The organism is Paenibacillus sp. FSL H8-0260 (assembly GCF_045040625.1).
Taxonomy (GTDB): domain Bacteria; phylum Bacillota; class Bacilli; order Paenibacillales; family Paenibacillaceae; genus Paenibacillus_AQ; species Paenibacillus_AQ odorifer.
On the sequence record NZ_CP150298.1, the window covers coordinates 2,017,095 to 2,041,997 of the forward strand.

Here is a 24,903-nt window from a genome sequence, read left to right on the forward strand (position 1 = left end):
GATTGTAAATAAGTTAGTTAAGTACAGTCAAGTAGAGCTGGATGAGGTACGCATGAGACATGAACGTGATACGAGTGAGATATGAACGTGGTACGAATGAGTTACTAATGTGATGAGAATGATTTACGAACGTGGGAAGAGCGAGTTAAACACGCGGGAAGAATGTAATTCGAATAGTAACGTATGAGTACTAATGAGATATGAGTAAAATAAGACATGGTACGTATGAGATACTAGTGTGTTAAAAATGTAATCTAAATGTGATATGAGTGTAGTAAGAGCTTGGTACGCACCAGATAATAATATGTTAAGTGTAAGTTAAGAACATGGAATGCACAGAGATAGGATTTAAATAAGATTAGACATACGAAAAAGCATCCCGTAGTTGGGATGCTTTTTGGCGTTATTTACACATGTTATGTGTGCATCAGAATAATAAGTTTAAAGTCTGAGTAAATGATTAGAACCGAGCTAAAAGAATAAGACCCGACTAAAAAGAAATAGTCGATAGAAGTACTGTCCAGGCTAGGTTAGCTAATTAATGGGATGATTGCTGTTATTGGGTACGCCGCTTGTTATCGCGGCATATTCCACCAGCGCCGCATGACCGGCTGGGGTTAGGGTGTAACGCCCACGGCTTACCCGGTGAAACCAGCCGTAGTAGTTATTCTGAAGCATAGCGGCGGCGGTGGGTACGCCGCTACGCTTCCGCAGCTCGGCCGGAGTGATGCCGGCCGAGCGGGGAGCGCTTCCTGCGGCCAATACGGCCGCTGGAAGCGTGCTTGAGGCAGCGCTAGGGGCACCGCTTCGCGTGCCTACCGCCGCTGCCTCCCGTGCTGCCGCGTCCCCGGCAGCACGGCTCTCCGGCGCTGAGCTCAGCGCCGGAACCTGTTCAGCGGTGCCCGCCGCTGAACGTTTGGCAGCTGCGAGCGAAGCCTTCGCAGCTGCCTTCTCCACAGCGGCGGCGGCGTCCGCCTCCGCTGCTTGCAGAGAAAGCGCGACACGCAGCGCTTTCTCGCGGTAGGCTGTCACGAGCTTGACGCGCGTGCTGCCGCCGGTGTTGTAGTCTCCGCTGCGCTCGCGGAACTCATAGAGCAGGCGCTCGCGCCGCCGCTTATTGCTGCGCTGCGCAGGCGGCTTCTCGTCTGGCTCTACGAGCACCTCGACCAGCGGTGCTTTGGTCTTATAAAAGATAACAGTGATCAGCCCAAGACCGAGCCGGCGGCATAACCCGCTAAGCTCGCCCCAGCGCTGGTTCACCGCTCCTTTTTTATCACGGACACGTTCCACTGCAAGATAGACGGTGGGACTGAGCTTCAACCGTTCTACCCCTTGCAGCAGCAAGGCGAGATTGAATGATTTTTTCATCTCCACGATCAGAGGATGCTCAACGTCCTCCCGAATCCCCACCAAATCGCAGGTCCGAACCTCACCTTTGATGCTGTAACCCTGCTTTTCAAAAAAATCTTCAAAGGAGCATACAGCTCCGTTTCATGTCGTACCGCCATCTTGTCACTCCCGTAGGCCTTTATTTTCGGGTTTCCCAATAAGGTTTTACAGCCATTTTCTGATTCTCTATTATAGCACAGTAAAAAAGAGGTCAACTATTCCGCGCTTGCCGCATAGGTATGTAATACACTTTTTAACGCTATAGGAGAGCAAGTAGAAGAGCAAGTAGGAGCGCAAGAGGAGGCAGCGAGCAATGGACATTTTTGAGCGTATAGCTTCGTATCGGGCTGAGAACGACCGGTTGGCGTGGAGCGGCACCTTCAAGCAGTATATAGAACTGTTGAGAAAAGACCCCTCTCCCGCAAAAACCGCTCACTCCCGCGTTTATGACATGATTAAGTCGCACGGCGTAGAGGACATAAACGGACGCAAACGGTATAAGTTTTTTGAACAGGAGATTTTTGGACTTGATCGTGCAGTCGAAAAGTTGGTCGAGGAATATTTTCACTCTGCAGCACGTCGGCTTGATGTTCGCAAACGGATTTTGTTATTGATGGGACCTGTCAGTGGGGGGAAATCGACCCTGGTCACGCTGCTTAAACGTGGTTTGGAACAGTACTCGCGGACAGATGCGGGTGCGGTATACGCAATAGAAGGCTGCCCGATGCATGAGGACCCGCTGCATTTGATCCCGCTGGAGCTCCGTCCGGAGATTGAGAAGGAACTTGGTGTACGGATTGAGGGCAACTTGTGCCCATCCTGCCAGATGCGTCTAAGAAATGATTATGCTGGTGACATTGAGCAGGTTAAGGTGACGCGTGTTATTCTGTCAGAAGAAGAGCGGGTAGGGATTGGTACTTTTAGTCCCTCTGATCCGAAGTCTCAGGATATCGCCGATTTGACAGGAAGTATTGATTTTTCGACCATTACTGAATTTGGTTCGGAATCTGATCCGCGCGCTTACCGTTTTGATGGGGAGTTGAACAAAGCTAACCGTGGGCTGATGGAATTTCAGGAAATGCTCAAATGCGACGAAAAGTTTTTATGGAACCTGCTGTCACTGACGCAAGAAGGCAATTTTAAGGCTGGCCGCTTCGCGTTGATAAGTGCGGACGAAATGATAATTGCTCATACAAATGAAACCGAGTATAAGTCGTTTATTTCTAATAAAAAGAATGAAGCGCTCCAATCCCGTATGATTGTTATGCCTGTTCCGTATAACCTCAGAGTTTCGGAGGAGGAAAAAATCTACGCGAAGCTGATCGCCCAGAGTGATATGAGTCATGTGCATATTGCACCACATGCGCTGCGTGCCGCCGCTATTTTTTCCATTCTAACCCGTCTTAAAGAAAGCAAAAAACAAGGTATGGATCTGATCAAAAAGCTGCGGATGTACGATGGCGAAGAGGTCGAAGGCTATAAAGAGGCCGATCTTAAAGAGATGCAAACGGAGTATTTAGATGAGGGCATGTCCGGAATTGATCCGCGTTATGTTATCAACCGCATTTCCAGCGCTCTGATCAAAGGAGATCTGCAGTGCATGAACGCACTGGATGTCCTGCGGGCGATAAAGGATGGCCTGGATCAGCATCCATCGATTACAAAAGAGGAGCGGGAGCGTTATTTGAATTTCATCTCCATTGCCCGCAAGGAATATGATATTTTAGCGAAAAGCGAAGTACAAAAGGCATTTGTCTACTCCTTTGAGGAATCTGCGAAGACACTTTTTGAGAATTATCTAGATAATATCGAAGCTTTCTGCAATTGGTCGAAAATTCGTGATCCGCTGACGGATGAGGAAATGGAGCCGGATGAGCGGTTAATGCGTTCGATTGAAGAGCAAATTGGAATCTCTGAGAATGCAAAAAAAGCGTTCCGTGAAGAAATCCTGATCCGGATTTCCGCGTATTCACGCAAAGGGAAGAAATTCGAGTACAACAACCACGACCGCCTGCGGGAAGCGATTGAGAAAAAGCTGTTCACAGATCTCAAAGATATTGTCAAAATCACCACCTCGTCCAAAACACCTGATGAAAGTCAGCTCAAACGAATTAACGAGGTATGCGCCAGACTTATTGATGGACATCACTACTGCCCAATTTGCGCCAACGAGCTGCTGAAATACGTGGGAAGTCTGCTTAACCGTTAAAAAAGAATTCATTTATGCGGGGTGTTCCAAAAGCCATGAAAATGGCTGTGGAGCACTCTTTTTTTGCCCTTCCATGTTGTATTTTCTTCCTTTTACCCTCCTAATGTTAATCTAAACGCCGCAACCCGTCTGACTAATTTGGCTGTTGTGCGTAAGAAGTTGCTAAAGGACACAGGTGACCCTAAACGTAGATTTTGAGCATATTTCGCAGGCTATCGGACCCCATGGTCGCTATTAGCAGGAAAAACCCTAAATATGAGCCGTTTTTGACTAATAGCTGCACTGGAGTCCGAAACTCCGCTCAAAAGGCGATGTTTTTGCAATTAACTTCATCTGGGTCCTTTAGTCAGTCGTTGGGAGCAACAGAACTGAAGAGTAAGTAGTTACGTGGATCCAGCATTGTCTACTTCGAGGCTTACCCAAAATGATGGTGACTAAGAATACGCAGAGTTGTGATCCTTTTGTAAATGGAGGATCACTGCTCTGTTTTTCTATACAGGCAATAATGCAGCTCAGCAAAACAGGAACAGTCCATTTCCAGCGCAGTTGATATAATGAAATCACCGTACGGGGAAAGGCTGGTGCTGCACTTGAATTACAGTAAAGATATAGAAAAATGTGTTGAATATATAGAAGCTCATATTAAAGAAAATATAACGGTTGAAGAAATAGCGACGGAGGTCGGATATTCGGTGTATCATTTTTGCCGAGTGTTTAGCTTGTGCAAAGAAATGTCTGTGATGGAATATGTGCGGAGCCGAAAATTATCCTTAGCCTCAATTGAATTATTTGCTGGAAAAAAGATCATTGATATTGCGCTGGACTATGGTTTTGAAACACAAAGTGGCTTTACTAAAGCTTTTCGCAAAACCTTTGGTTATAGTCCGACACAATATGCGGCACGGATGGATGGGTTTAGTAAAGGAAATTCAATATTTGATATCGGAGGTTATATTATGAATCCTGTTTTTGTTCGTAAGCCTGCTTTTAAGGTGGCTGGTTATGGTATCCAAACTAATGTTGCGGGTAGTATGTACACTAAGGATATTGCTTCTTTTTGGAGCCATTATGAGGGTGAAAACCTGGAGTCCAAAATGTATAAAATACTAAACCCGCCTAAACACGGAGAAGTTGGTTTATGTATTCCGTCTTCAGATAACGGCAATGCCACCTATCTTTTGGGTGTTATTGTTGAGGACTACTCCAAGGTAGAAGCTGATATGTTGACGATGGATGTGCCAGAAGCCGAATATGCCGTGTTTACAACACCTCCAGTGGATACTTCAACGGATACAGAGCAAATAGAGTTTGCCCAAGTCATAAAAAGCAGCTGGAAGTACATCTTCGAAGAATGGTTTAAGGACAGTGGTTACGTTTATGACGAGACTAAGCTGGATTTTGAGTTTTACGATGAACGCTGCCATTCGCGGCCAGATACAGTGATGGAGATTTACGTTCCTGTGAAAAAGTTGACTGAATAGTCGATAAGGGCAAAGACCGCGCGGTGATAATTGTAATTTCAGAAATGTTTGGACTTTAGGTCGCTGACAAAGGCGAACGCTACGCGCCTACATTTTCAAACTTCCTTACGTTACGTTCACCTGAGCATTTGCCATGTGCAGTTATTAAGTTGATATGAGGGTGTCGATGGAGGTCCGCAACGGTTAAGTTGCGGGCTTTTTTTAATGATTAAAAGGACTATCCCTAGGTGGATTTTTTAGACATAAAATCTGCTTACTCTCGACAAAAAGAGACAACCATGTAAAAAACAATATGATATGATCTCTATGAATTATCTAGCACTATTGTACTAGAAGTTAAGGGATTAGAAGTGGTTCGTAGTTCATTTCGTAGATAAGTAGGAGGAGAAACGTGGTTATTAAAAAGATTTTATCTAAAAAAGCTATTGTATTCATGCTTATTGTTTGTTTAACATCATTACCTTTAGGTACTGTTTTCGCAAGTGAGGTTTCAGATATTCAAGGGAGTTGGGCGGAAGCGCAAATTTCTAAATGGATGGAGAAGGGGCTAATATCAGGTTATCCAGACGGGGGTTTTAAACCTGACCATTCGATTACTAGGGCTGAATTGGTTGCATTAATCAATAAGTCATTTGGATTTGTTGAGTTGGGGGAGCGTTCTTTTAAAGATGTAAAAGCTTCAGATTGGTATTATTCTAGTCTTTTAGCGGCAAATGCTGCTGGTTACATACAAGGTTATTCAGATGGATCCTTTGGACCTAATAAAAAGGTAACACGTCAAGAGTTTGCAGTGATTGTTAGTAAATTACTAGCACTGCCTTCCTCCGATTCTGCTAATAAATTTAGCGACACATCAACAAGCCCTTTATGGAGTAAAATAGCTATCGGCTCTGTATACGATAAGGGTATTATGTCGGGTTATTCGGACAACACCTTTCATCCAGAATCGTTTACTACTCGTGCTGAGGCTGTTGTAATTTTGGACAGATCTTTAACAATCAAGGGTGAATCTTCAATTGGAACCCTCTCTTACGATATAGCGGGTACTTATGGTCCTGCAACAGGGGAAGAGAAAGTAAGCCAAAACGTAATCATCAACTCTTCTGATGTAACTCTACAAAACATGACGATCTTAGGGAACTTATTACTAGCAGAAGGAATTGCTGAGGGAGAAGTGTTTTTAAAAAATGTTACTGTTAACGGTGTTACTACGGTTAGCGGTGGGGGAGCGCATAGTGTTCATTTTGAGAATGCTAGACTAACCTCGGTGATCATTGATAAGAAGACAGGGATTATTAGAATTGTTGTTGAAGGCTCTACAGTTATTAGTGATATTCAAGTTCAATCCCCTGCAACAATCCAATCTTCTAGCGGGGCTACTATTCATACAGTTACTCTATCCAAAGCGCTTCCTAAAGACTCGCAGATGAGTTTGCTTGGAAGCTTTAAGAATGTAATTGTTTTGGCGCAAAATATCAATATTGGATTGCCACAAGGCAGCGTTCAAAATTTTAGTTTTAATAAAGATGCAAGTGGAAATAAGCTAAACAATGGGGCTAGTATCCTTTCTTTGATTATGAACGCTAGCACGAATGTTGTAGGGAATGGGACTATTGATCAAGCGGTTATAAATGCATCTGGAATTACTATGGAACATGCTCCACGCAATTTAGAAGCTGGAAAAGATGTCCCATCAAATGTGAATGTGAATATTGGTGGTGTAAATAGACCGGCAGCAACACCTACACAGGCACCAGCAGTAACAACACCAATTTCACCAGTGTCCCCGGGAACATCAGATGGAACAGTAACGCCAACAGCGACACCAGCGGCAACGCCAACAGCGACACCAGTGGCAACGCCAACAGCGGCACCAACAGAAACACCGACAGTCACGCCATCAGCAACGCCAGACGTGACTCCACTGCCAACGTTGTCTCCAATTCCGACAATGGTGCCGACTTTTACTCCGGAACCGACACCGCCAGGGCCAACACCGCAACCAGAACAGTATAATGTAAATGGAACTATTATACGTGCAGATGGGAAGGAAATATTTAAAGAGGGTATTCTTTATATAAGTAAAGTTCAAGATAATATGACTATTGGTTATGAGACTAAATTGGTTGACGGGAAATTCAGTATTAATTTGTACGATGGGGATTACCAGATCACAAAAGTATCTGATTTGAATTCTTCAGATTTTATTTCGCTTTTCTATACCTTTAAGATATCTGATGAGAAACCTATTCCTAGCTCGCTTGATATTGTAATTCCAGAGGGGCATGAAGGAACTATAAAATATCAAGATGGTACCTCAATAAGTAATGGTTCGTTATCAATTTTAAGAATAGAACCTAATTTATCTGTCGGGTTCAGTGCGCCGATCAAAGATGGTAAATTCACTTTGTATTTACCGGATGGAGACTATCTAATAAAAAACCAGAATAATTATGCTACTGAAGAGCAAATTTCACTATATTACACATTCAAAATTGTTAATGGGCTGACTGAGCCAAGTCAAATTGATATAGTCATTCCTTCAAAAATCAAGGGGACTATAGTTAATTCGGAAGGGGTAGCAGTTCCTTCTGGAACACTTATGGTGCATAGAACAGATACTCCAGAATTAAGTATTTATTATGCTCAAATTTACGGGGGGAATTATAGCTTATTTTTACCTGACGGTTCTTATCAAGCCGATGGTTTCTATCCTGTTAATATGTCAAGTCGGATTTCAATTGACTATAGATTTACAGTGAATAATGGAAAGACCACACCAAATCCATTAGCCATTACAATACCGAAAGGATACAACGGAACGATAAAAAATGCAGATGGAAGAATCTTTAGATATGGATCGATAACTGTTTATAAAAATAATGAAGATGGTTCTCAGTCTTTTTACACAGCCCCTATATTCTCAGGGGAGTTTAAGTTGTTTTTGCCAGAGGGTACTTATCAAGTGAATAGTTTATTTAACGGTGAAGATCAAATCCCATTTAACTATACCTTCACCATTGCTAAGGGTCAGTCTGACCCGAATCTATTAAATATTCTAGTGCCATAATGAACTTCGGCTTTATTTACCGGAAGACTCTTAATAAAATATATCAATTGTTCAAACAATGCTCAGTCTTATCATCTTAATCTTATCGGGTATATGATTGAATTTGCACCCCAAAACATTGGAACCTCCATATGGAAACCAATGATACTTTTGGGGTGTTTTTTTATCTAATCAGTTTATGTTTGACGAGTATCATCTTCCGTAGTGTAATAGAGTCAATTAGAAAGGTAATTCGAAAATAACGGGGAGTGGGGCAGATGATTAGAGAAGCGAGAGCTGATGACTGGAAAGACATAGCGGAATTATTAGAACAGTTGGGATATCCGGATACAGAAGTGTTCATGCAAGAAAAAATAGAAAAGCTAATCCTGCATCCGGACGAGGAATTATTGGTTTTTGAGGAAGATGATAAAGTGGTGGCTTGTATTTCCATGCATTACATACCCCAATTAGGTCTGGTAGGAGAGACTGCAATTATAAGTTATCTTGTGGTGAGTAATTCCATTAGGAGCAAAGGAATTGGACGAAAGCTTGAGGAGTATTGCGCTGATTCAGCTAGAAAAAGAAACTGTGATAAAATTCAGGTTCATTGTCATTCTAGAAGAACTGATGCGCATAGATTTTATGCCCGGCAAGGATTTGTTGAGGCTCCAAAATATTTCTCGAAGTCGTTAAAAGAATCTGAATCCTCATTTTAGTCATAGCAAAAAGCGGCAGACCAGGGTGTTAATACCCGTTTAGGTCTGCCGCTTTTTTAGTTTAAATAAACTTCCGCTGCACCTTTTTGCCATCGTATGAAAAACGCGCCTTTTTGTCTTCCACAACCGTCTGTAGATGAACCGTCCGCCCCCATAAAGAGTAGATGTGAGGGAGTGTGCGCTCCAGATACTTCAGATCCAGCTCGATGCTTTCATAGCGATGAGTTATAAATAATTCACCATTCTTCTCGAAGTCTGCGTCCTCAATGACCAAGTAAGGAGACCCGCCATTGACCCGGGCGAGCACCAGTTGATCTCGTACATTTTCCCATGCTTTATCGGTGATTTTCCATTCGGGGCCTTTTTTCTCAAAAACATAAAGATCGAGGTCGTTCACCAATTCCTTCGACAGATAGCTGCGGATAAAGGAGGTATCGGATTCCAACTCACGTACTTCAAAGATTTTCTCACGGTCCCAGCGGCGTTCGATGTCTTCAAAGATTTTCAGCCCCAGATAGTAAGGATTCAGGCTTTGCCGTGAGGGCTGCACGACGGATGAATTCAATTTTGCGTATTCCACAGTTTCCTCTTCGGTCAGATCTAGTTCGCGAACGATGCGCTGATGCCAGTAGGAAGCCCAGCCTTCGTTCATGATCTTCGTCTCCATCTGTGGCCAGAAGTAGAGCATTTCGTCATGGAGCATCGTCATAATGTCACGCTGCCAATCCTCCAAAACAGTGGAATATTGCTGGATAAACCAGACCATATCTTTTTCTGGCTCAGGGGGAAAGCACGGTTTCCAGAGGTTGCTTCCTGTGGCCCGGTATTGCTTTTATCTAAATTCCATAATTCGTCATAAGGATTGGATGATTTCGAGCCGCCTGGAGGGGCGTCTTTGAGCTCCTTCATCTTAGCTTCCAGTAGGTGAGTTTTGCCCAGCTTGCGTGGCTGGATCAGACTGGGGTCTATATGCTCCTGGATAGCCAGCACTGATCGATGAAGCTCTCCACAGCATCAGTTCCGTAAGTTACAGAATAACCGGCAATCCGATCTGCTGTAGCTGACATGCTCTCGACCATATCTCGGTTGGACATGGAGAAACGCATATTATTTTTGAAAAAATCACAGTGCGCTAGCACATGGGCAACGATCAGCTTATTCTGAATCAGTGAATTTCCATCCAGCAGGAAGGCATAACAAGGGTTGGAGTTAATAACGAGCTCGTATATTTTGCTCAGTCCAAAATCGTATTGGGATTTCATTTTATGAAAGGTTTTTCCAAAACTCCAGTGTCCAAATCGTGTAGGCATTCCATAAGCGCCGAATGTATAAATAATATCTGCGGGGCATATTTCATAACGCATGGGATAAAAATCTAAACCGAAGCCAGTGGCTATTTCCGTAATCTCGGCAATGGCCCGCTCTAGCGCATTAATTTCTTCGCTTGGCATGAATCTATCGCTCCTTCCTACTCTGGGCACCGCCTGTATGGGGCAGAACCTATATGAAATGCGGATACCTGTATCGAAAAATGTTATTCATACTATGTATATGGGAGGAGGGGAGGCAATATGACGGGGGAACTATCGTAGCCACCACCCAAACGTATTTATAAATAGATGATTCCTCATTCAGAAATTCGGCGAATTCTTCCTCGCAGTCACTGTATGTGGAAATTCCATCCTTGCGATCCTTCTGAGCTTGCTGAAGTTGAGACAGGACACCTTTATTGTTGAAAATGACTGAAGTCATTCGCTTCTTCTCCAACAAAGATAATACAAACGAAAAGTATAACAGAGAGAGAGATTTTCAAGGCATCTTGAAGTAAAGAAGAAACTATGGGGTGGAGAATTTATAGAATGGTTTCTATACTAGCCTGAAATGATATTTGTCAAACGGTTTACCGCCGTATGCAAAGTTTCTTTCCCCTCTACACAAGCCATTGCAACCCCGTAGATGCCCCAACTCCAAAATGTAGCCAGTAAATAATGTTCTTCCTTCACACCATGCTCTTTATCTAATAAAGCTTGAAGTGTTTCCGTCAATCGTTGTTTAATTTCATAGTCCATTTTCGATTTGAATTCTTCAAGAGCATGTTGACATTGTAAGGATAAATTTATTTGAGAACTCATAATAGCTTGGAGGGACATAATAATTGTTTGTTCATTGATGACTTCTTGTAAGGCTACTTCATTAAAAATTTCTTTCGTAAGAACTTCTCTTTGAATCACATCGATTAAATCGTATTTATCCACAAAATGATAGTAAAATGTTGAACGGTTAATCTCTGCTTCTTGTGTAATATCACTAATGGTAATATCACTAAAATCTTTTTGTTTAATCAGTCTCATAAAACCATTCATGATATTTTCTCTTGTTCGTTGAATCCGTGGATCTTGTTTTTTCATTTGTACCTTCCTTCTTAAAATACTAATACTTTTTGACACTTGTTGGATTAATGGGTGACCCCATTATAACAGAAAAAATCTTCGAAAAAAAAACACTTCATGGTCCATTTTTTGTATGGACTACGAAGTGCAGTATAAAGATAATAAACGATTAGAAGCTTTGTGCTAATTGCTTGGCACGCTCGATGCCTGCTGCTTTAATTTTCTCAGCATTATTTGGCATTTTAGCTTGACCTTCAATAAATAAACCTTCATATTCAGTAATACCCATGAAGTTCATAATATGTTTTAAATATCGGTCGCCTAGCTCTTCATCTGCTAAATGACCTTCTGAATAAAAATCACCGCGAGCTTGAATATGAAGCACTTTCTTATCATGAAGTAAGCCAACAGCACCAGTCTCCGTATATCTAAACGTCTTACCAGGTACAGCTACGGCATCGATGTATGTTTTCACAACGGATGGGAATGAGAAGTTCCACATCGGCGTTACGAATATCATTTTATCCGTTGCAATAAATTGATCGAGAATTTCGTTTAGGCGACTAATTTTCGCTAATTCCTCAGTTGAAAGAGTGTCAATTTGCTGTCCTGCACGAAGTTTCCCCCAACCACTCATAACATCTGCATCTAAATTTGGAATATCTTCTGTGAATAAATCCAATGTCACGATTTCATCCGTTGGGTTTGTCTCTTTATATGTTTCAATAAATGCCTTTCCTGCTGCCATACTAAACGAACGATTTTCGTCATTTGGATTTGCTGTAATAAATAATACCTTAGTGATAATAATCTCCTCTATTCTTTTATGTTTACAACAATTGTTGTTAAAGTTAGTATAAAACGATTAATCTACTAAACAAACCATCAATTTTATTGAATTGTTGCAAATCCAACACTCAGCTAGCATTGATTGAAATAGTTTTGGAAAAAGAGAAGCGGCCAATCGGACACAATCCACGAAGGGGATGAATCTGAAATAAAAAAGCTCTCCATAAACGATGCTTCATCGTTTGTAGAGAGCCTTTTTGCGTAAGCACCTTAGCTGACCGAACCCCAGCCTTCGTTCATGATCTTCGTCTCCATCTGTGGGCAGAAGTAGAGCATTTCGTCATGGAGCATCGTCATAATGTCACGCTGCCAATCCTCCAAAACAGTGGAATATTGCTGGATAAACCAGAACATATCTTTTTCTGGCTCAGGGGGAAAGCACGGTTTCCAGAGGTTGCTTCCTGTGGCCCGGTATTGCTTTTATCTAAATTCTATAATTCGTCATAAGGATTGGATGATTTCGAGCCGCCTGGAGGGGCGTCTTTGAGCTCCTTCATCTTAGCTTCCAGTAGGTGAGTTTTGCCCAGCTTGCGTGGCTGGATCAGACTGGGGTCTATATGCTCCTGGATAGCCAGCACTGATTCGATGAAGCTCTCCACAGCATCAGTTCCGTAAGTTACAGAATAACCGGCAATCCGATCTGCTGTAGCTGACATGCTCTCGACCATATCTCGGTTGGACATGGAGAAACGCATATTATTTTTGAAAAAATCACAGTGCGCTAGCACATGGGCAACGATCAGCTTATTCTGAATCAGTGAATTTCCATCCAGCAGGAAGGCATAACAAGGGTTGGAGTTAATAACGAGCTCGTATATTTTGCTCAGTCCGAAATCGTATTGGGATTTCATTTTATGAAAGGTTTTTCCAAAACTCCAGTGTCCAAATCGTGTAGGCATTCCATAAGCGCCGAATGTATAAATAATATCTGCGGGGCATATTTCATAACGCATGGGATAAAAATCTAAACCGAAGCCAGTGGCTATTCCGTAATCTCGGCAATGGCCCGCTCTAGCGCATTAATTTCTTCGCTTGGTATGAATCTTTCTCTCCCTCCAGCTTGGGCTTATGCTGCAACCTATTCTGACAGGGCTGCAAAGGTTCCGCGACAACGTCCGGGACTATTCCATTTATATATATGGGGGAGAAGATGAGTGTATGACGTTCTGAATTTTTGAGCAAAGATAATGTGATTTTGTATACATTATTGGAAGGAAGCATTAGCTTTTTTGTATGCGAATTCTATCAACGGTATCCTTCTCGGTGAATTCGGACTCAGCTGACGTTATTTGCAAATTTCCAGCGTTTTGAGCAGGGTTTCGGACCCCACAGACGCTATCCCACAAAAAGAGGCTCATATGTGGTGCCTTTCTTACCAATAGCGGCAATGGGGTCCGTTAGCATACCAAAAGTGGAATAATACTGCGATTAGTGTCATCTGTGTCCGATAGGTGCTCAATAGGTGCCCAATAGGTGCTCCATATGTGTTCGAGGAGCAGTTCCATAGGTGCCCGATAGAAGCTCCACAAGTATCCGATTAGTACTCAATAAGTGTCCGAAAAGTGCTCCACAAGTGTCCAATTATTGCTTCACAAATTCCCAATTGCTCACCACACAAGCATAAGCAGTCGAGAGAACGTAACCTTCCCCAGAGTACCCAAACCCTCAGTACCCAAACCCTCAGTACACAAACCTCCGTTGCGCCCAATAGCTGAATAGGAAGATTGAAGCCTCGGTCAGTAGCTTGGCGGCGACAAGCGGAATAATCAGCTTTTCATTATAGAAATAGAGTAGCCCATAGTTGAACAACAATACGAGGATCACCAGCGCAAAATATTTGGGAAGCGATGCCTGAATCTTGGAGCGTTTGCCGTCTGTGAAGACGTATTTTCGGTTCATAGAATAGTTAAAGACAGAGCTGCACAATCTCGCGGCCGCGACGGACAGGAATAGGTTATGGCTGAGCCTCTGAAACAGGAATAAGAGTGTGAAGTCGAGCAGGGCTGACAGCAGCGAAGAAGTGCTGAACATCAGTATCGGCAGATAAATCCGGAAGGAGTCCATCAGAGGCCGGAAATGGGATGATTTATTATCGTCCAGATAGACGGTATCGATGTACTCTTCCGTAATGGTGTACCCCTCTTTATGGGCAGTCAGCAGCATGTTCATTTCATATTCAAACCGTTCGCCGGGAATCTGGCATAGCCAATCAAGCATTGATAGGGGGTAGCCGCGCAGACCAGTCTGTGTATCATAAATCTTAGTGCCTGTAGTTAAGGAAAAGACCGTCCGGGTTACCGAGTTGCCGAAGCGGCTGCGCAGAGGAATGGTTCCGGTGAACCGGCGGCTGCCGAGTACGATTCCCGGGGTAGTCTGGTTCCGCAGAGATTCAACGATTCGGTTAATATCATAAGGCAGATGTTGGCCGTCGCTATCCGCGCAGACTACATAATCCGGCAGACCAGTCCCCTGAATATACTGGAACCCTGTCTTCAGAGCACATCCTTTTCCGAGGTTGACTTCATGGGTTAGGACAGTGCAGCCGAATGCTTCTGCCATATCGAAGATTCCACGGTAGTGCGGGCCGCTGCCGTCATCCACAAGAACAATAGGTTCGAGCTGGAAATTATGCAGCTGTAAAATCAAATCGAGCAGTCGTTCATCTGGCTCATAGGCTGGGATCAGTATAGTCATGATGTTGCACCCTCCTTGATATAAAGAATGTCGCTGACGCCCCGCTCCTTGTTTTTGCCCTGCGGATTATTTACGACCCGTCCCATGAAGTACATAGTGGATGAACCACCGCCGTCCAGATTGTAGGCTTCTGTGGCGCCAAGGTCGGACATTACATCAGCTAGCTCAGTAAGGGTCATCCCACGGCTGTACCCTTCATTGCGCCCGTCAACTACGACAAACACATAATGGTTTGGTGCGATCATACCAACTGCGGTGCGGGGATTCGCGTTCTGGATGGAATGGTTGCCGAAGTTGGTATCGATTTTGACATTGCTGAAATCACTGGCAATCTCCCCGTCCTGAATCAGAATCGGACCAAAGGAAAGGGTATCGGTGGCCCCTTGCGCCAGAAGTTCAGAGGAAGAAATCTCTTCCTCGTTATAGGTTTGCATTGTCCCATCATCGAACAGCGCCATTGCATCCCGCACAGGATCATCACGATACACCGTGCCGTTACGGATTATCACTCCGTCATTGCGGAAGCCATAGTAATCACCATTGATGGCAAAAATCGCATAGTTCGCGGAAGCAATGTCCGAGGTATCCTCAGTGATGTTTGTTCCAAAGCTGTTGTCGGCAAAAGCAGTGCGCAGACTGCTCGCTTCCTTGAGGACGATATCAGCGACAAAATAAGTGATCTGGTCTGAACCGGAACCGGTCTGCACTTGGTCGATCTGGATCTGAATATCATCGCTGGAGTAATTCCAGTCGTCAGAGGTTGCGTTAACTTCGGCAGTTGTAACGGCTGTAGCTCCTGAGCTGCTAGTTGTAGCTGCATCATCCGCAACTACGACTTCGACATGTTCGATTAAGTAACGATCTGCCAGACTATATATCACTGTGCCGAGAAGCAGGAGGACAATGATCATCACGATCAGCAGCTTTCGTTTGAAGCTCCAGGCTTGCTTACTTCTCTTGTTCAACATTGAAGCATCACCTCATTTTGTAAGTTGTTAAGGCCATAATACCTGGGCTACCTTTAATGAAACTGAAATTAAAGCTGAAATAAAAACCGAAATAGTAAGAGCTCCGGGAAATTGGTATAATTTAACGAAGAGGTTTTCGACTACGGGGAGGTTTGGACATGCCACAGCGTGTGCTGCTGATTGAGGACGACGAAGCAATCAGTGAAATGGTCAGGTCTTATTTGGTAAAAGAAGGTTATGAGGTTGAAGCTGTATTTGACGGTGAAGTAGCGGAGAGAACATTTCGGACCGGTGGTCCATTTGATCTTGTACTGTTAGACCTTATGCTGCCGAAGCGTAGCGGGACTGACATTCTTCAGACTATTCGTGCGGAGAGTCTGGTTCCAGTGTTGATCATGTCCGCTAAAGACAGTGATGTAGATAAAGCGCTTGGGTTAGGCTTTGGGGCGGATGATTATATTACGAAGCCCTTTTCTATGATTGAGCTAGCGGCTAGGGTGAAGGCAGCGATCCGTCGTGCAGGTTATGCATCTCCCAGTATCCAAGTGGAAGATCAAGCTCCGGTGAAGCAAATGATCTCCATTGGCCGATTGACTGTAGATTTAGATAACTTCTCTGCGTTGAAGAACGGGGAAGAAGTAAAGCTAACGTCGAAGGAATTTCATATTCTTAAGCTGTTTGTGACGCATCCGGGCCGAGTATTTACCAAAGCGCAGATTTATGCGAGCGTATGGGAGGATGATTATTTCGGGGATGAGAACGTCATTAATGTACATATGAGAAGATTGCGTGAAAAAATAGAAGACGATCCCTCCCATCCCGAATACATTAAGACGTTATGGGGCATCGGGTATAAGCTGGGAGAACAGCTATAATGATAGCGGTGCTAGGTGTTGTCATTGTGCTCTTACTCGCCGTCATTGTGTGGCAATATCAGAATTCGCGTAAAGCTTCTAATGATTTGCGATATATGCATGACAAGTTAAGCAGCATTATGGAGGAAGGCTCACATGAAAGATTGCTGCTGTTCAGCGGTAATTTGGAGCTGCAGAGCGTGCTGATTGACCTGAACCGGCTGCTGGATATCAATCATAAAGGAAGCATTGAGCGCGTTAGGCTGGAGAAATCCATGCGTAATATGCTGTCTAATATTTCTCATGATCTTAAGACTCCGCTAACGGTTGTGCTTGGTTATATTGAGACCATTCAACAGGATGAACATTTGCCGGCCGGGGAACGGGAACGAATGATGAAGATGATTCATCAAAAAGCCAATGAAGTGATCCAGCTGATGAACAAGTTTTTTGATTTGTCCAAGCTGGAGTCTGGGGATCGGGAAATTGCGCTTTCACGAGTTGAGGCAGGTGAAGTATGCAGACGCAACATCCTTTCTTTCTATGATATCCTCAGCGCTAAGGGCAGTGAGGTGGAGATTGAGATTCCGGATGAGGCTGTTTACTTCATGGGAAATGAAGAGGCTCTTGATCGAATATTGTCCAATCTGTTGTCGAACGCAATTTCTTATGGCGACGCTGGGAGCGTATTAGGATTAAGGCTCTATAGTGATGAGAACAAAGTATACATAGAGGTGTGGGACCGGGGAAAAGGCATCAGTGAAGTACACCAGGATAAAGTATTTGAGCGTCTGTATACGCTGGAAGACTCAAGAAATCGGGCTTATCAAGGCAGCGGTCTAGGTCTGACGATCACCAAAAGATTAACGGAGCAAATGAATGGAACGATTACACTGGTTAGTCAGCCGTATGTGAGAACGGTGTTTACCCTTACTTTTCGCAGATTACGCTTCTAAGGAATAGAATTGTGCGCAGCTTAAGATTTTCGTAAGAAACGAGTAATAAAAAAGAAAATTCTGCTGTGTACAATAAGAACTAAGGAAGACGAGACGAAAACAAAGGGGAGCGCGGAATTGACTACAATACTTCGGACAAGAAATTTAACGAAAACCTATCAAGGTAAAGAAGTCGTCAGCAATGTGAATATGAATATTAAGCAAGGTGAAATTTACGGGTTTCTTGGACCCAATGGTGCTGGCAAAACTACCGTGATGAAAATGGTCACGAACCTCGTTAAACCTACGAGTGGAGAAATTGAATTTTTTAATGAAAAAATGACTGAGCATTCTTACGAAATGCTGAAGCGGATGGGCTGCATCATTGAATATCCAGTGTTTTATGATAAATTGACAGCCAAAGAAAATCTGATTTTGCACGGAGAGTACATGGGCTATTATGATCCGCAAGCGATTGGTGAAGCGCTGGAGCTGGTAAAGCTCACAGGTGTCGATAAAAAGCCGGTGAAGCAATTTTCACTTGGGATGAAGCAACGTCTGGGTATTGCCAGAGCCTTCATGACGAAACCTGAGCTGCTCATTTTGGATGAGCCGATTAATGGGCTAGATCCTGTGGGAATCAAGGAGATGCGTGAAGTGTTCCGGATGCTTAGCCGTGAATATGGAATGACGTTACTTGTATCTAGTCATATTCTGGGGGAAATAGAGCAGATTGCTGATACGATCGGTGTGATCCGGCAGGGTGCTCTGGTAGAAGAAGTGGCGATGGATTCCATTCGTGGCCAAAATACTGAATATATCGAAGTGGTTACGAATGAGATTAATAAAGCAGTGTATGTGTTGGAGCATAAGCTTGGGCTTAATAATTTCAAAGTGCTGGACCATATTACAGTTAGAATATATGACGGTGGAATCTCACAACGTGATCTGAATAAGGCGTTAGTGCTAGCAGATGTGGAAATTGAAAGTATCAGCAAAAAACAACATACGCTGGAAGATCATTTTCTGCAATTGATTGGGGGTGAAGGCATTGCTTAAATTAATATCTTTGGAAATTCGGAAGAATAAGCTAAAAACGCTTCTTACAGGTGCAGCAATCGTCAATCTTGCGATTCTTGCGTTTATGATTATGGTTTTATTCGTTGATCAAAATGAGAGCGAACCGTCATTTGCTTCTTATGCAGAGTTGTTTGAGGGCGTGTTCGTTTTTGTAAAGGCTGCTTATATTATTTTCGCTTCGGTTATTATTAGCAAGCTGGTGATTGATGAGTATAAGAACAACACCATTACTCTTCTCTTCATGTATCCTATCTCACGTAAAAAGCTGATGACTGCGAAAATATTGATAGTGTTCGCCTTCACATTTGTTGCCATAATCGTGGCAGACATTGTAGTCGGCGCTATCCTAATAGGATTCAATTCCTTTGCAGGGCTTATTCCGGGTGAACTGACCCTTCATGTAATCACTTCAGAGCTGATTAAGTTAGGCGCAAACGCTTTTTACGCAGCGGGTATTGCTCTAATCCCATTGTACTTTGGAATGAAGAAAAAATCGGTCCCTGCCACCATCGTCTCAGCTGTGTTAGTTACCTCCTTAATTTCTGGGGGATTTGATCAAGCTCGCTTAGGTAATTTAGCGGCGGTGTCGATCTCACTTGGATTGCTAGGAGCAGGTATTGCCTATATGGCTATTCGCAACATTGAACATAAAGATATAGCCTAATAGATTCGGAATTCACCCCCTTTTATAACCCTTTTGTAACGATGAAAAAGCATCGTGATTGGGGTTATAAAGGGGGGATTTGACGTTTATCTACGACTGATTTCCGTAATTTTGATATAATAGATATGAAATATATTTTAAATTTTAGATGAACATTGCTCGTTTAGGGGTAATGATAATGGATGAGAGAGCCTGAGGGGATGTGAACTGTGGATAAAGACTGGACGTCCATTCTGAGACGGTTGCTTTCGGAAGAGAGCGCTTATAAATCGTTATATGACCAACATCCTGATTTGATATTCGTTCTGGATAGACAAGGTCGCTGCGTAGGAACCAACCGAACTTTTCATCTAGGCTTGAGCGCAGAAGCGAAGTTGCAAAATACAAGTCCGATATCAGCAAAGAGAAAAAATCTTGGCAATATTGCTAGTTTTGAGGCTGCTCTGCAGGGGAACTCCTCAAGCTTTGAGCTACAAGATTTAGAGAATCCCAAAAAAGGCTCGGATTGCGTAGGCGTTAAACTTTTACCCATCAGAACGGAAGAAGGGATCGCCGGGGTATTCGCGATTACCCAAGTGGCTAACGGAAGCGCTCTTTTACATGCGGAATTGTTACAAGACTGGCTAGATGAATTAGCGGACACCTTAGATACTGAATTACCTATCACGGGCGAAGTGGAGATAAGCTCCAAAGATAGCTCAATAGTAGCTGTGAAGGATAAACAATCGAGCCTCATTCTGAATTCCGTCTCCGCGGGAATCTTTGTGCTGGATACAACGGGGCGTGCTCTATTTATTAACCGTGAGGCAGCGGATATGTTAGGCTACCAACCAACAGAATTGATGGGTTTGAAGCTTATGGATTATATCCATCATATCCAAGGTGATGGTTCGCGTTATTCGACACCTGATTGCCAGATTAGTCTTACGATAGAGGATGGAGTCATCCGCAAGAAAGATGATGAGATCTTCTGGCGTAAGGATGGCACCAGTTTTTTTGTTAATTATCGGGTAGCACCTCTTATTGATGAAGGGCTGATCGCAGGTGCGGTTATTGCCTTCAGTGATATTACGAATGAGCGAGAAATCATTCGTGCGAAAGAATCAGCAGAGCAGGCAGCGCAAGCCAAATCTGATTTCTTAATGATGATGAGCCATGAAATTCGGACGCCGATGAACGGGATGATCGGAATGGCTGATCTATTGTTGGATACTGAACTTGGAGAAGAGCAGCGAGGTTATGCCGAGATTTTACGCAGCAGTAGTTATACGTTATTACAGATCTTGAATGATATTCTTGATTTCAGCAAAATGGAAGCAGGTAAAATGTCACTGCAATCCGAGAAGTTTGATCTCCGCGAGATGATCTCAGACGTCATTGATTTATTTGCACCGAAAGCGGAAGAGAAGAAGCTGGCATTACGTTGGTGGATGGATACTAGCGTTCCAACCATAATCATTGCTGATCCGATCCGCTTGCGGCAGATTGTCGTGAATCTGGTAGGCAATGCGCTGAAATTCACGGAACGTGGGAGCGTGACCCTATCGGTGAAGAACATTCCACTATCTGATGAACAAGAATTTTTGTTGGAATTTTCAGTGCGGGATACAGGTGTAGGAATTGCCGGTAACAAACTCAATCTATTGTTTCAATCTTTCTCACAGCTGCATCCGTCCATAAACCGTAAATATGGAGGCACAGGCTTGGGACTGGCGATTTGCAAGCAGCTTGTGGAGCTGATGGGTGGGACGATCTTTGTAGAAAGTGAAGAGAATCACGGTTCTACGTTTCGTTTTATGTTGCCTTGCAGAGCAGAAGATATAGAGCTGGAAGTAACTTCAAACTAGGGGGGTTACACACAAATCTCCGGTCCATTTGCTTAAGAAGCAATGGCCGGAGATTTGTGTGTTATTAGTCCTGAAGCATATACATGAGACCTACAGTATGCGGCCCACAATGGCTGCCAATTACACAACCCGCATGGAGGATTGCTATTTCATTAACTTGAGTTTTCTCTCGTAGTGCTGCCTCCAGATAGAGCGCATCTTCTTCCGCCAAGGTATGGACCACGATGAGTAACTCATTATCCATTCGATCGACATGAACCAAAGCGTTCTGGAGCATTTGTTCCACAGCTTTTTCTTTTTTGCCACGGATTTTGCTGGTAGGTATGATGCTTCCATCTACCAGTCTAAGAACAGGACGGATTTTGAGCAGACTACCGATGAAGTTCTGCATGCCTGAACAGCGTCCACCCATATATAAGTAATCTAGCGTATCCACAACGAATTCAGTTTCCACAAGGCTGCGGCTGTGCTCCAGCATGGCTGCAATCTCTACGGCAGAGTGGCCCTTTTCAGCAGCTCTGACAGCCTTCATAACAAGGAGGGCAATGCCTCCGCACAAGGTTTGTGAATCTATAACCTGTACGCGTCCCTCAGGAAATTCCCCGGCAGCCAAAAGTGCATTCTGATATGTAGAGGATAGTGAGGAGGAGAGACTGATATATACAATATCTTGTCCGCTGCTAATCACGGGTTGAAATGCAGCAATGAAATCTGCTGGCGAAGGTGCTGCCGTTTTCGGCAATACTCCACTAGCGGCTACACGGCGATACACTTCCTCGGGTGTAATATCTTCACCATCTTTGTAGGTACCTTCTTCAAATACAACATAAAGAGGAACGATGCCGATGTCATAAGTATCCTTCCAGTTTTGAGGTAAATCGGAAGTGCTGTCTGAAAATATTTTTACAGTAGACATGAAATTCTCCTTCACCGATAATTCGGATGACAATAATCAATAATCATTATAGAACTACATAATCTATTTATTATACCAAGACTATGCCAATTCTCAAAATGAAATAGTAGGCAATCACAAGAAAAAAGACTATCGGGATTTCGATAGTCTTTTTAGTTCTATTCTTTTTTCGTAACAGGGATCCATATCTCACAGCGATAGTCCTCTGCGTCTGGTCTCCCTGGAAGATATAGCTCAAACTCAGGTCCGCCTGTGTGCTCGTAGCCTGTGGAAGGGAACCACTCCTGGAAAATGCGTGCCCATACCTGCTGGATCGCATCAGGCATCGGCCCTACTGAGGTGAACACAGCCCAACTTGCAGCTGGGATTGTTGTAGAAGCAAAGCCCTGTGCATCAGTCTCTGGAGTAGCTTCGACAGCGATCCAATAGGAGAAGGTTTCTTTATCATGGTTCATGTCAGAGCAGATGCCTAATAAATCCTTATCTTCACCGAGCTCAATCAGCTTATCCGACGTACCATTTTCATTAGCTTCTATCCACAACTGAGGGATGCGGCGCAGATTCTCCCCATCCTTCGTTGTCATTTCCTCTACTAGTCCGATAACATTAAAAGCGTCTCTTTTCTCAATTCTGTAGTCCATTTCTTTATCTCCCTTCAGTGATAGATGGAAGGAGAGTCTAGGGAAAGCCTTGAGCTGTACCCCTGACTCCCGCGCAGCAGAAGGAGTAATTCCATGTGCCTTGCGGAATGCTTTGGCAAACGACTCGGGCGAGTCATATCCGTATTTCAGTGCAACATCCAGCACTTTAACTTTAGAAATAGCAAGCTCCTGTGCAGCCAGAGTTAATCTGCGCTTACGGATATAGTCTTTAATAGATACTCCGGTAAGCATATTGAACATGCGCTGGAAATGAAAGGGGGAGGAGTAAGCAACCTTGGCGATTTCATCAATGGTCACAGATTCCTCCATCTTGCTCTCCATATAATCTAAAGCTTCTTTCATGCGGATAAGCCATTCCAAGTCCGTCATCTCCCTTTAAGTTCATACTATCAGGCTGCATTTGCAAAATCCTGTTATTCCGTGCTCTTTAATGACAGGTAGCAGGCAGAAGGATAATCTCATAAAAAATCATCCTAAATAGTATAACTCAGGAAGATAGACAAAGTTAGTCTTTCAATCGATACACTCTTGCTTCATAAGGTCGTAATAATTCCCGTGTGGGTGCATCATCAGGGTAATTTCCAATAATAAGTTCCGTAGCCTTACTTAGCTCTGCGGAAAGATCAACAGTCTGTGGAACCTCATTGAAATTGAGCAGCACTAGCCACTTCTCGTCATCCAGAGTACGCGTATAGGCATAAATATCCTCATGCTCTGGCAAAAGTAGCTTGTATTCGCCATAAGCCATGATCGGATTTTTTTTGCGCAAAGCAAGCAGCCTTTGGTAATAATAGAAGATGGAATCCGAATCCGCCAGGGCCTGCTCCACGTTAATTTCCTTGTAGTTCGGATTAACTTTGAGCCACGGCTCCCCTTCAGTAAAGCCGGCATTCGCAGAATCATCCCATTGCATCGGAGTGCGCGCATTATCACGGCCTTTGATATGAATAGCGTTTAGCACGCTGTTAGGATCAGCGCCGCCTTCGGTAACCTTTTCGCGATACATATTGAGGATTTCAATGTCTTTATAATGTTCAATGGCTGTGAACTTTACATTAGTCATCCCGATTTCTTCGCCTTGATAAATATAGGGTGTCCCTTTCAGCGTGTGCAGTAAGGTAGCGAGCATTTTGGCAGAGATCACACGATACTTACCGTCATCCCCGAATCTTGAGACCATACGTGGCTGGTCATGATTGTTAAGATAAAGACTATTCCAACCCTTATCCGCCAGACCCACTTGCCATTTATGAAGAATATCGCGCAGCTTCGACAACGTCCACGGGGCTACGTCCCATTTGCCGTCAGGACCCGAGTCCACATCCATATGCTCGAATTGGAATACCATTTGCAGCTCTTTGCGTTCCTCGTCCGTGTAAAGGATGGCATCTTCAACTGTAGCGCCAGGAGTCTCGCCGACAGTCATAATGTTATAGTTGGATAACACTTTGTCATTCATTTCATGTAAAAACTCATGAACACGTGGTCCATTCATATAATATTCGCCGCCCCAAGCAAGTTCCCCGGGAGCAAGGCCGTCTCTATGAGAGGAAGGGAGACCTTCCACTTTGGAAATCATATTGATTACATCCATTCGTAGACCATCCACACCCTTGTCGAGCCAGAAGGTGATCATCTTGTATAACTCCTCACGCAGCTGCGGATTCTCCCAGTTGAGATCCGGTTGCTTGCGCGAAAACAGATGCAGATAGTATTCACCAGTGGTTTCATCCAGTTCCCAAGCCGGGCCGCTGAATACAGAACTCCAATTGTTGGGGCGCTCACCATCTGGTCCACCCGGACGCCAAATGTAGTAATCGCGATATGGATTATCTTTTGAAGAACGGGATTCTACGAACCAAGGATGCTCATCTGAGGAATGATTGATTACAAGGTCCATCATTAGTTTTATGCCACGGGCGTGCAATCCAGTCAGTAATTCTTCCCAATCCTGCAATGTGCCGAACTCATCCATAATATCTTGATAATCGCTGATGTCATAACCGTTATCGTCATTTGGCGATTTATATACAGGTGACAGCCAAACTACGTCGACACCTAGCTTTTGCAAATAATCCAGACGTGAAATGATTCCTTGCAGATCTCCAATCCCGTCACCATTGCTATCTTGAAAGCTGCGGGGATAGATTTGGTAGACAACGGCTTCTTTCCAAAAGGTTCTGTTCATTCAAAATCA

At 43.7% G+C, this 24,903-nt stretch carries 17 protein-coding genes and 2 pseudogenes; 9 read left to right on the forward strand and 10 right to left on the reverse strand.

From position 1 onward, the window contains the following. Positions 1-534: 534 nt before the first annotated feature. Entirely contained in the window at positions 535-1,374 is an 840-nt protein-coding gene (locus MHI51_RS08630; RefSeq protein WP_405173768.1) for a DUF2161 family putative PD-(D/E)XK-type phosphodiesterase, read from the reverse strand. A 328-nt stretch (positions 1,375-1,702) separates the two neighbouring features. Here MHI51_RS08630 and MHI51_RS08635 point away from each other — a divergent pair, with 328 nt between their 5' ends. From MHI51_RS08635 to MHI51_RS08650, 4 genes are all read left to right on the forward strand, one after another. Further along, a complete protein-coding gene (locus tag MHI51_RS08635; RefSeq protein ID WP_036684429.1) occupies positions 1,703-3,598 on the forward strand; it encodes a PrkA family serine protein kinase in 1,896 nt (631 codons plus the stop codon). Between the two features lie 554 nt (positions 3,599-4,152). Continuing rightward, positions 4,153-5,079, forward strand: a complete 927-nt coding sequence (locus tag MHI51_RS08640) for an AraC family transcriptional regulator (RefSeq protein ID WP_248547664.1) — start codon at positions 4,153-4,155, stop codon at positions 5,077-5,079. A gap of 391 nt (positions 5,080-5,470) precedes the next feature. After that, entirely contained in the window at positions 5,471-8,149 is a 2,679-nt protein-coding gene (locus tag MHI51_RS08645; protein WP_405173769.1) for an S-layer homology domain-containing protein, read from the forward strand. Between the two features lie 257 nt (positions 8,150-8,406). Continuing rightward, complete coding sequence (locus MHI51_RS08650; protein ID WP_076277659.1) at positions 8,407-8,847, forward strand: GNAT family N-acetyltransferase; 441 nt, start codon at positions 8,407-8,409, stop codon at positions 8,845-8,847. A gap of 61 nt (positions 8,848-8,908) precedes the next feature. Here the strand turns inward: MHI51_RS08650 and MHI51_RS08655 are convergent. The 6 genes and pseudogenes from MHI51_RS08655 to MHI51_RS08680 form a co-directional block, all read right to left on the reverse strand. Next, a pseudogene (locus tag MHI51_RS08655) lies at positions 8,909-10,298 on the reverse strand (SpoVR family protein). A 420-nt stretch (positions 10,299-10,718) separates the two neighbouring features. Beyond that, a complete protein-coding gene (locus MHI51_RS08660; RefSeq protein ID WP_405173770.1) occupies positions 10,719-11,255 on the reverse strand; it encodes a TetR/AcrR family transcriptional regulator in 537 nt (178 codons plus the stop codon). Between the two features lie 151 nt (positions 11,256-11,406). Then, positions 11,407-12,042: an FMN-dependent NADH-azoreductase gene (locus tag MHI51_RS08665; RefSeq protein WP_405174049.1), complete on the reverse strand. Its 636-nt coding sequence runs from the start codon at positions 12,040-12,042 to the stop codon at positions 11,407-11,409. A 263-nt stretch (positions 12,043-12,305) separates the two neighbouring features. Beyond that, positions 12,306-13,125 (reverse strand): annotated as a pseudogene (locus tag MHI51_RS08670) (SpoVR family protein); the annotation flags it as partial. A 641-nt stretch (positions 13,126-13,766) separates the two neighbouring features. After that, the gene (locus MHI51_RS08675) at positions 13,767-14,780 is read right to left on the reverse strand and encodes a bifunctional glycosyltransferase family 2/GtrA family protein (protein ID WP_341001608.1); all 1,014 of its coding nucleotides are present in this window, start codon (positions 14,778-14,780) and stop codon (positions 13,767-13,769) included. Beyond that, on the reverse strand, positions 14,777-15,748 hold the full coding sequence (locus MHI51_RS08680; protein ID WP_076277545.1) for a phosphodiester glycosidase family protein: 972 nt from the start codon (positions 15,746-15,748) through the stop codon (positions 14,777-14,779). Before MHI51_RS08680 ends, MHI51_RS08675 begins: the two co-directional genes overlap by 4 nt. 158 nt (positions 15,749-15,906) lie before the next feature. Here MHI51_RS08680 and MHI51_RS08685 point away from each other — a divergent pair, with 158 nt between their 5' ends. The 5 genes from MHI51_RS08685 (at position 15,907) to MHI51_RS08705 (ending at position 21,128) form a co-directional block, all read left to right on the forward strand. After that, entirely contained in the window at positions 15,907-16,623 is a 717-nt protein-coding gene (locus MHI51_RS08685) for a response regulator transcription factor (RefSeq protein WP_076277544.1), read from the forward strand. After that, entirely contained in the window at positions 16,623-17,558 is a 936-nt protein-coding gene (locus tag MHI51_RS08690) for a sensor histidine kinase KdpD (protein ID WP_076277543.1), read from the forward strand. The genes MHI51_RS08685 and MHI51_RS08690 overlap by 1 nt, the downstream gene beginning before the upstream one ends. A gap of 117 nt (positions 17,559-17,675) precedes the next feature. After that, positions 17,676-18,596, forward strand: a complete 921-nt coding sequence (locus tag MHI51_RS08695; RefSeq protein ID WP_076126453.1) for an ABC transporter ATP-binding protein — start codon at positions 17,676-17,678, stop codon at positions 18,594-18,596. Next, complete coding sequence (locus MHI51_RS08700) at positions 18,580-19,281, forward strand: ABC transporter permease (protein ID WP_232061220.1); 702 nt, start codon at positions 18,580-18,582, stop codon at positions 19,279-19,281. The genes MHI51_RS08695 and MHI51_RS08700 overlap by 17 nt, the downstream gene beginning before the upstream one ends. A gap of 209 nt (positions 19,282-19,490) precedes the next feature. Beyond that, the gene (locus MHI51_RS08705; protein ID WP_076218404.1) at positions 19,491-21,128 is read left to right on the forward strand and encodes an ATP-binding protein; all 1,638 of its coding nucleotides are present in this window, start codon (positions 19,491-19,493) and stop codon (positions 21,126-21,128) included. A 64-nt stretch (positions 21,129-21,192) separates the two neighbouring features. Here MHI51_RS08705 and MHI51_RS08710 read toward each other — a convergent pair whose 3' ends face one another. The 3 genes from MHI51_RS08710 to MHI51_RS08720 all read right to left on the reverse strand — a co-directional run bounded on the left by MHI51_RS08710 (position 21,193) and on the right by MHI51_RS08720 (position 24,894). After that, entirely contained in the window at positions 21,193-22,044 is an 852-nt protein-coding gene (locus MHI51_RS08710; protein WP_076126458.1) for a DegV family protein, read from the reverse strand. Between the two features lie 158 nt (positions 22,045-22,202). Beyond that, positions 22,203-23,066: an AraC family transcriptional regulator gene (locus tag MHI51_RS08715; RefSeq protein WP_179087039.1), complete on the reverse strand. Its 864-nt coding sequence runs from the start codon at positions 23,064-23,066 to the stop codon at positions 22,203-22,205. A gap of 145 nt (positions 23,067-23,211) precedes the next feature. After that, the gene (locus MHI51_RS08720) at positions 23,212-24,894 is read right to left on the reverse strand and encodes an alpha-glucosidase (RefSeq protein WP_036684397.1); all 1,683 of its coding nucleotides are present in this window, start codon (positions 24,892-24,894) and stop codon (positions 23,212-23,214) included. Positions 24,895-24,903 lie beyond the last annotated feature (9 nt).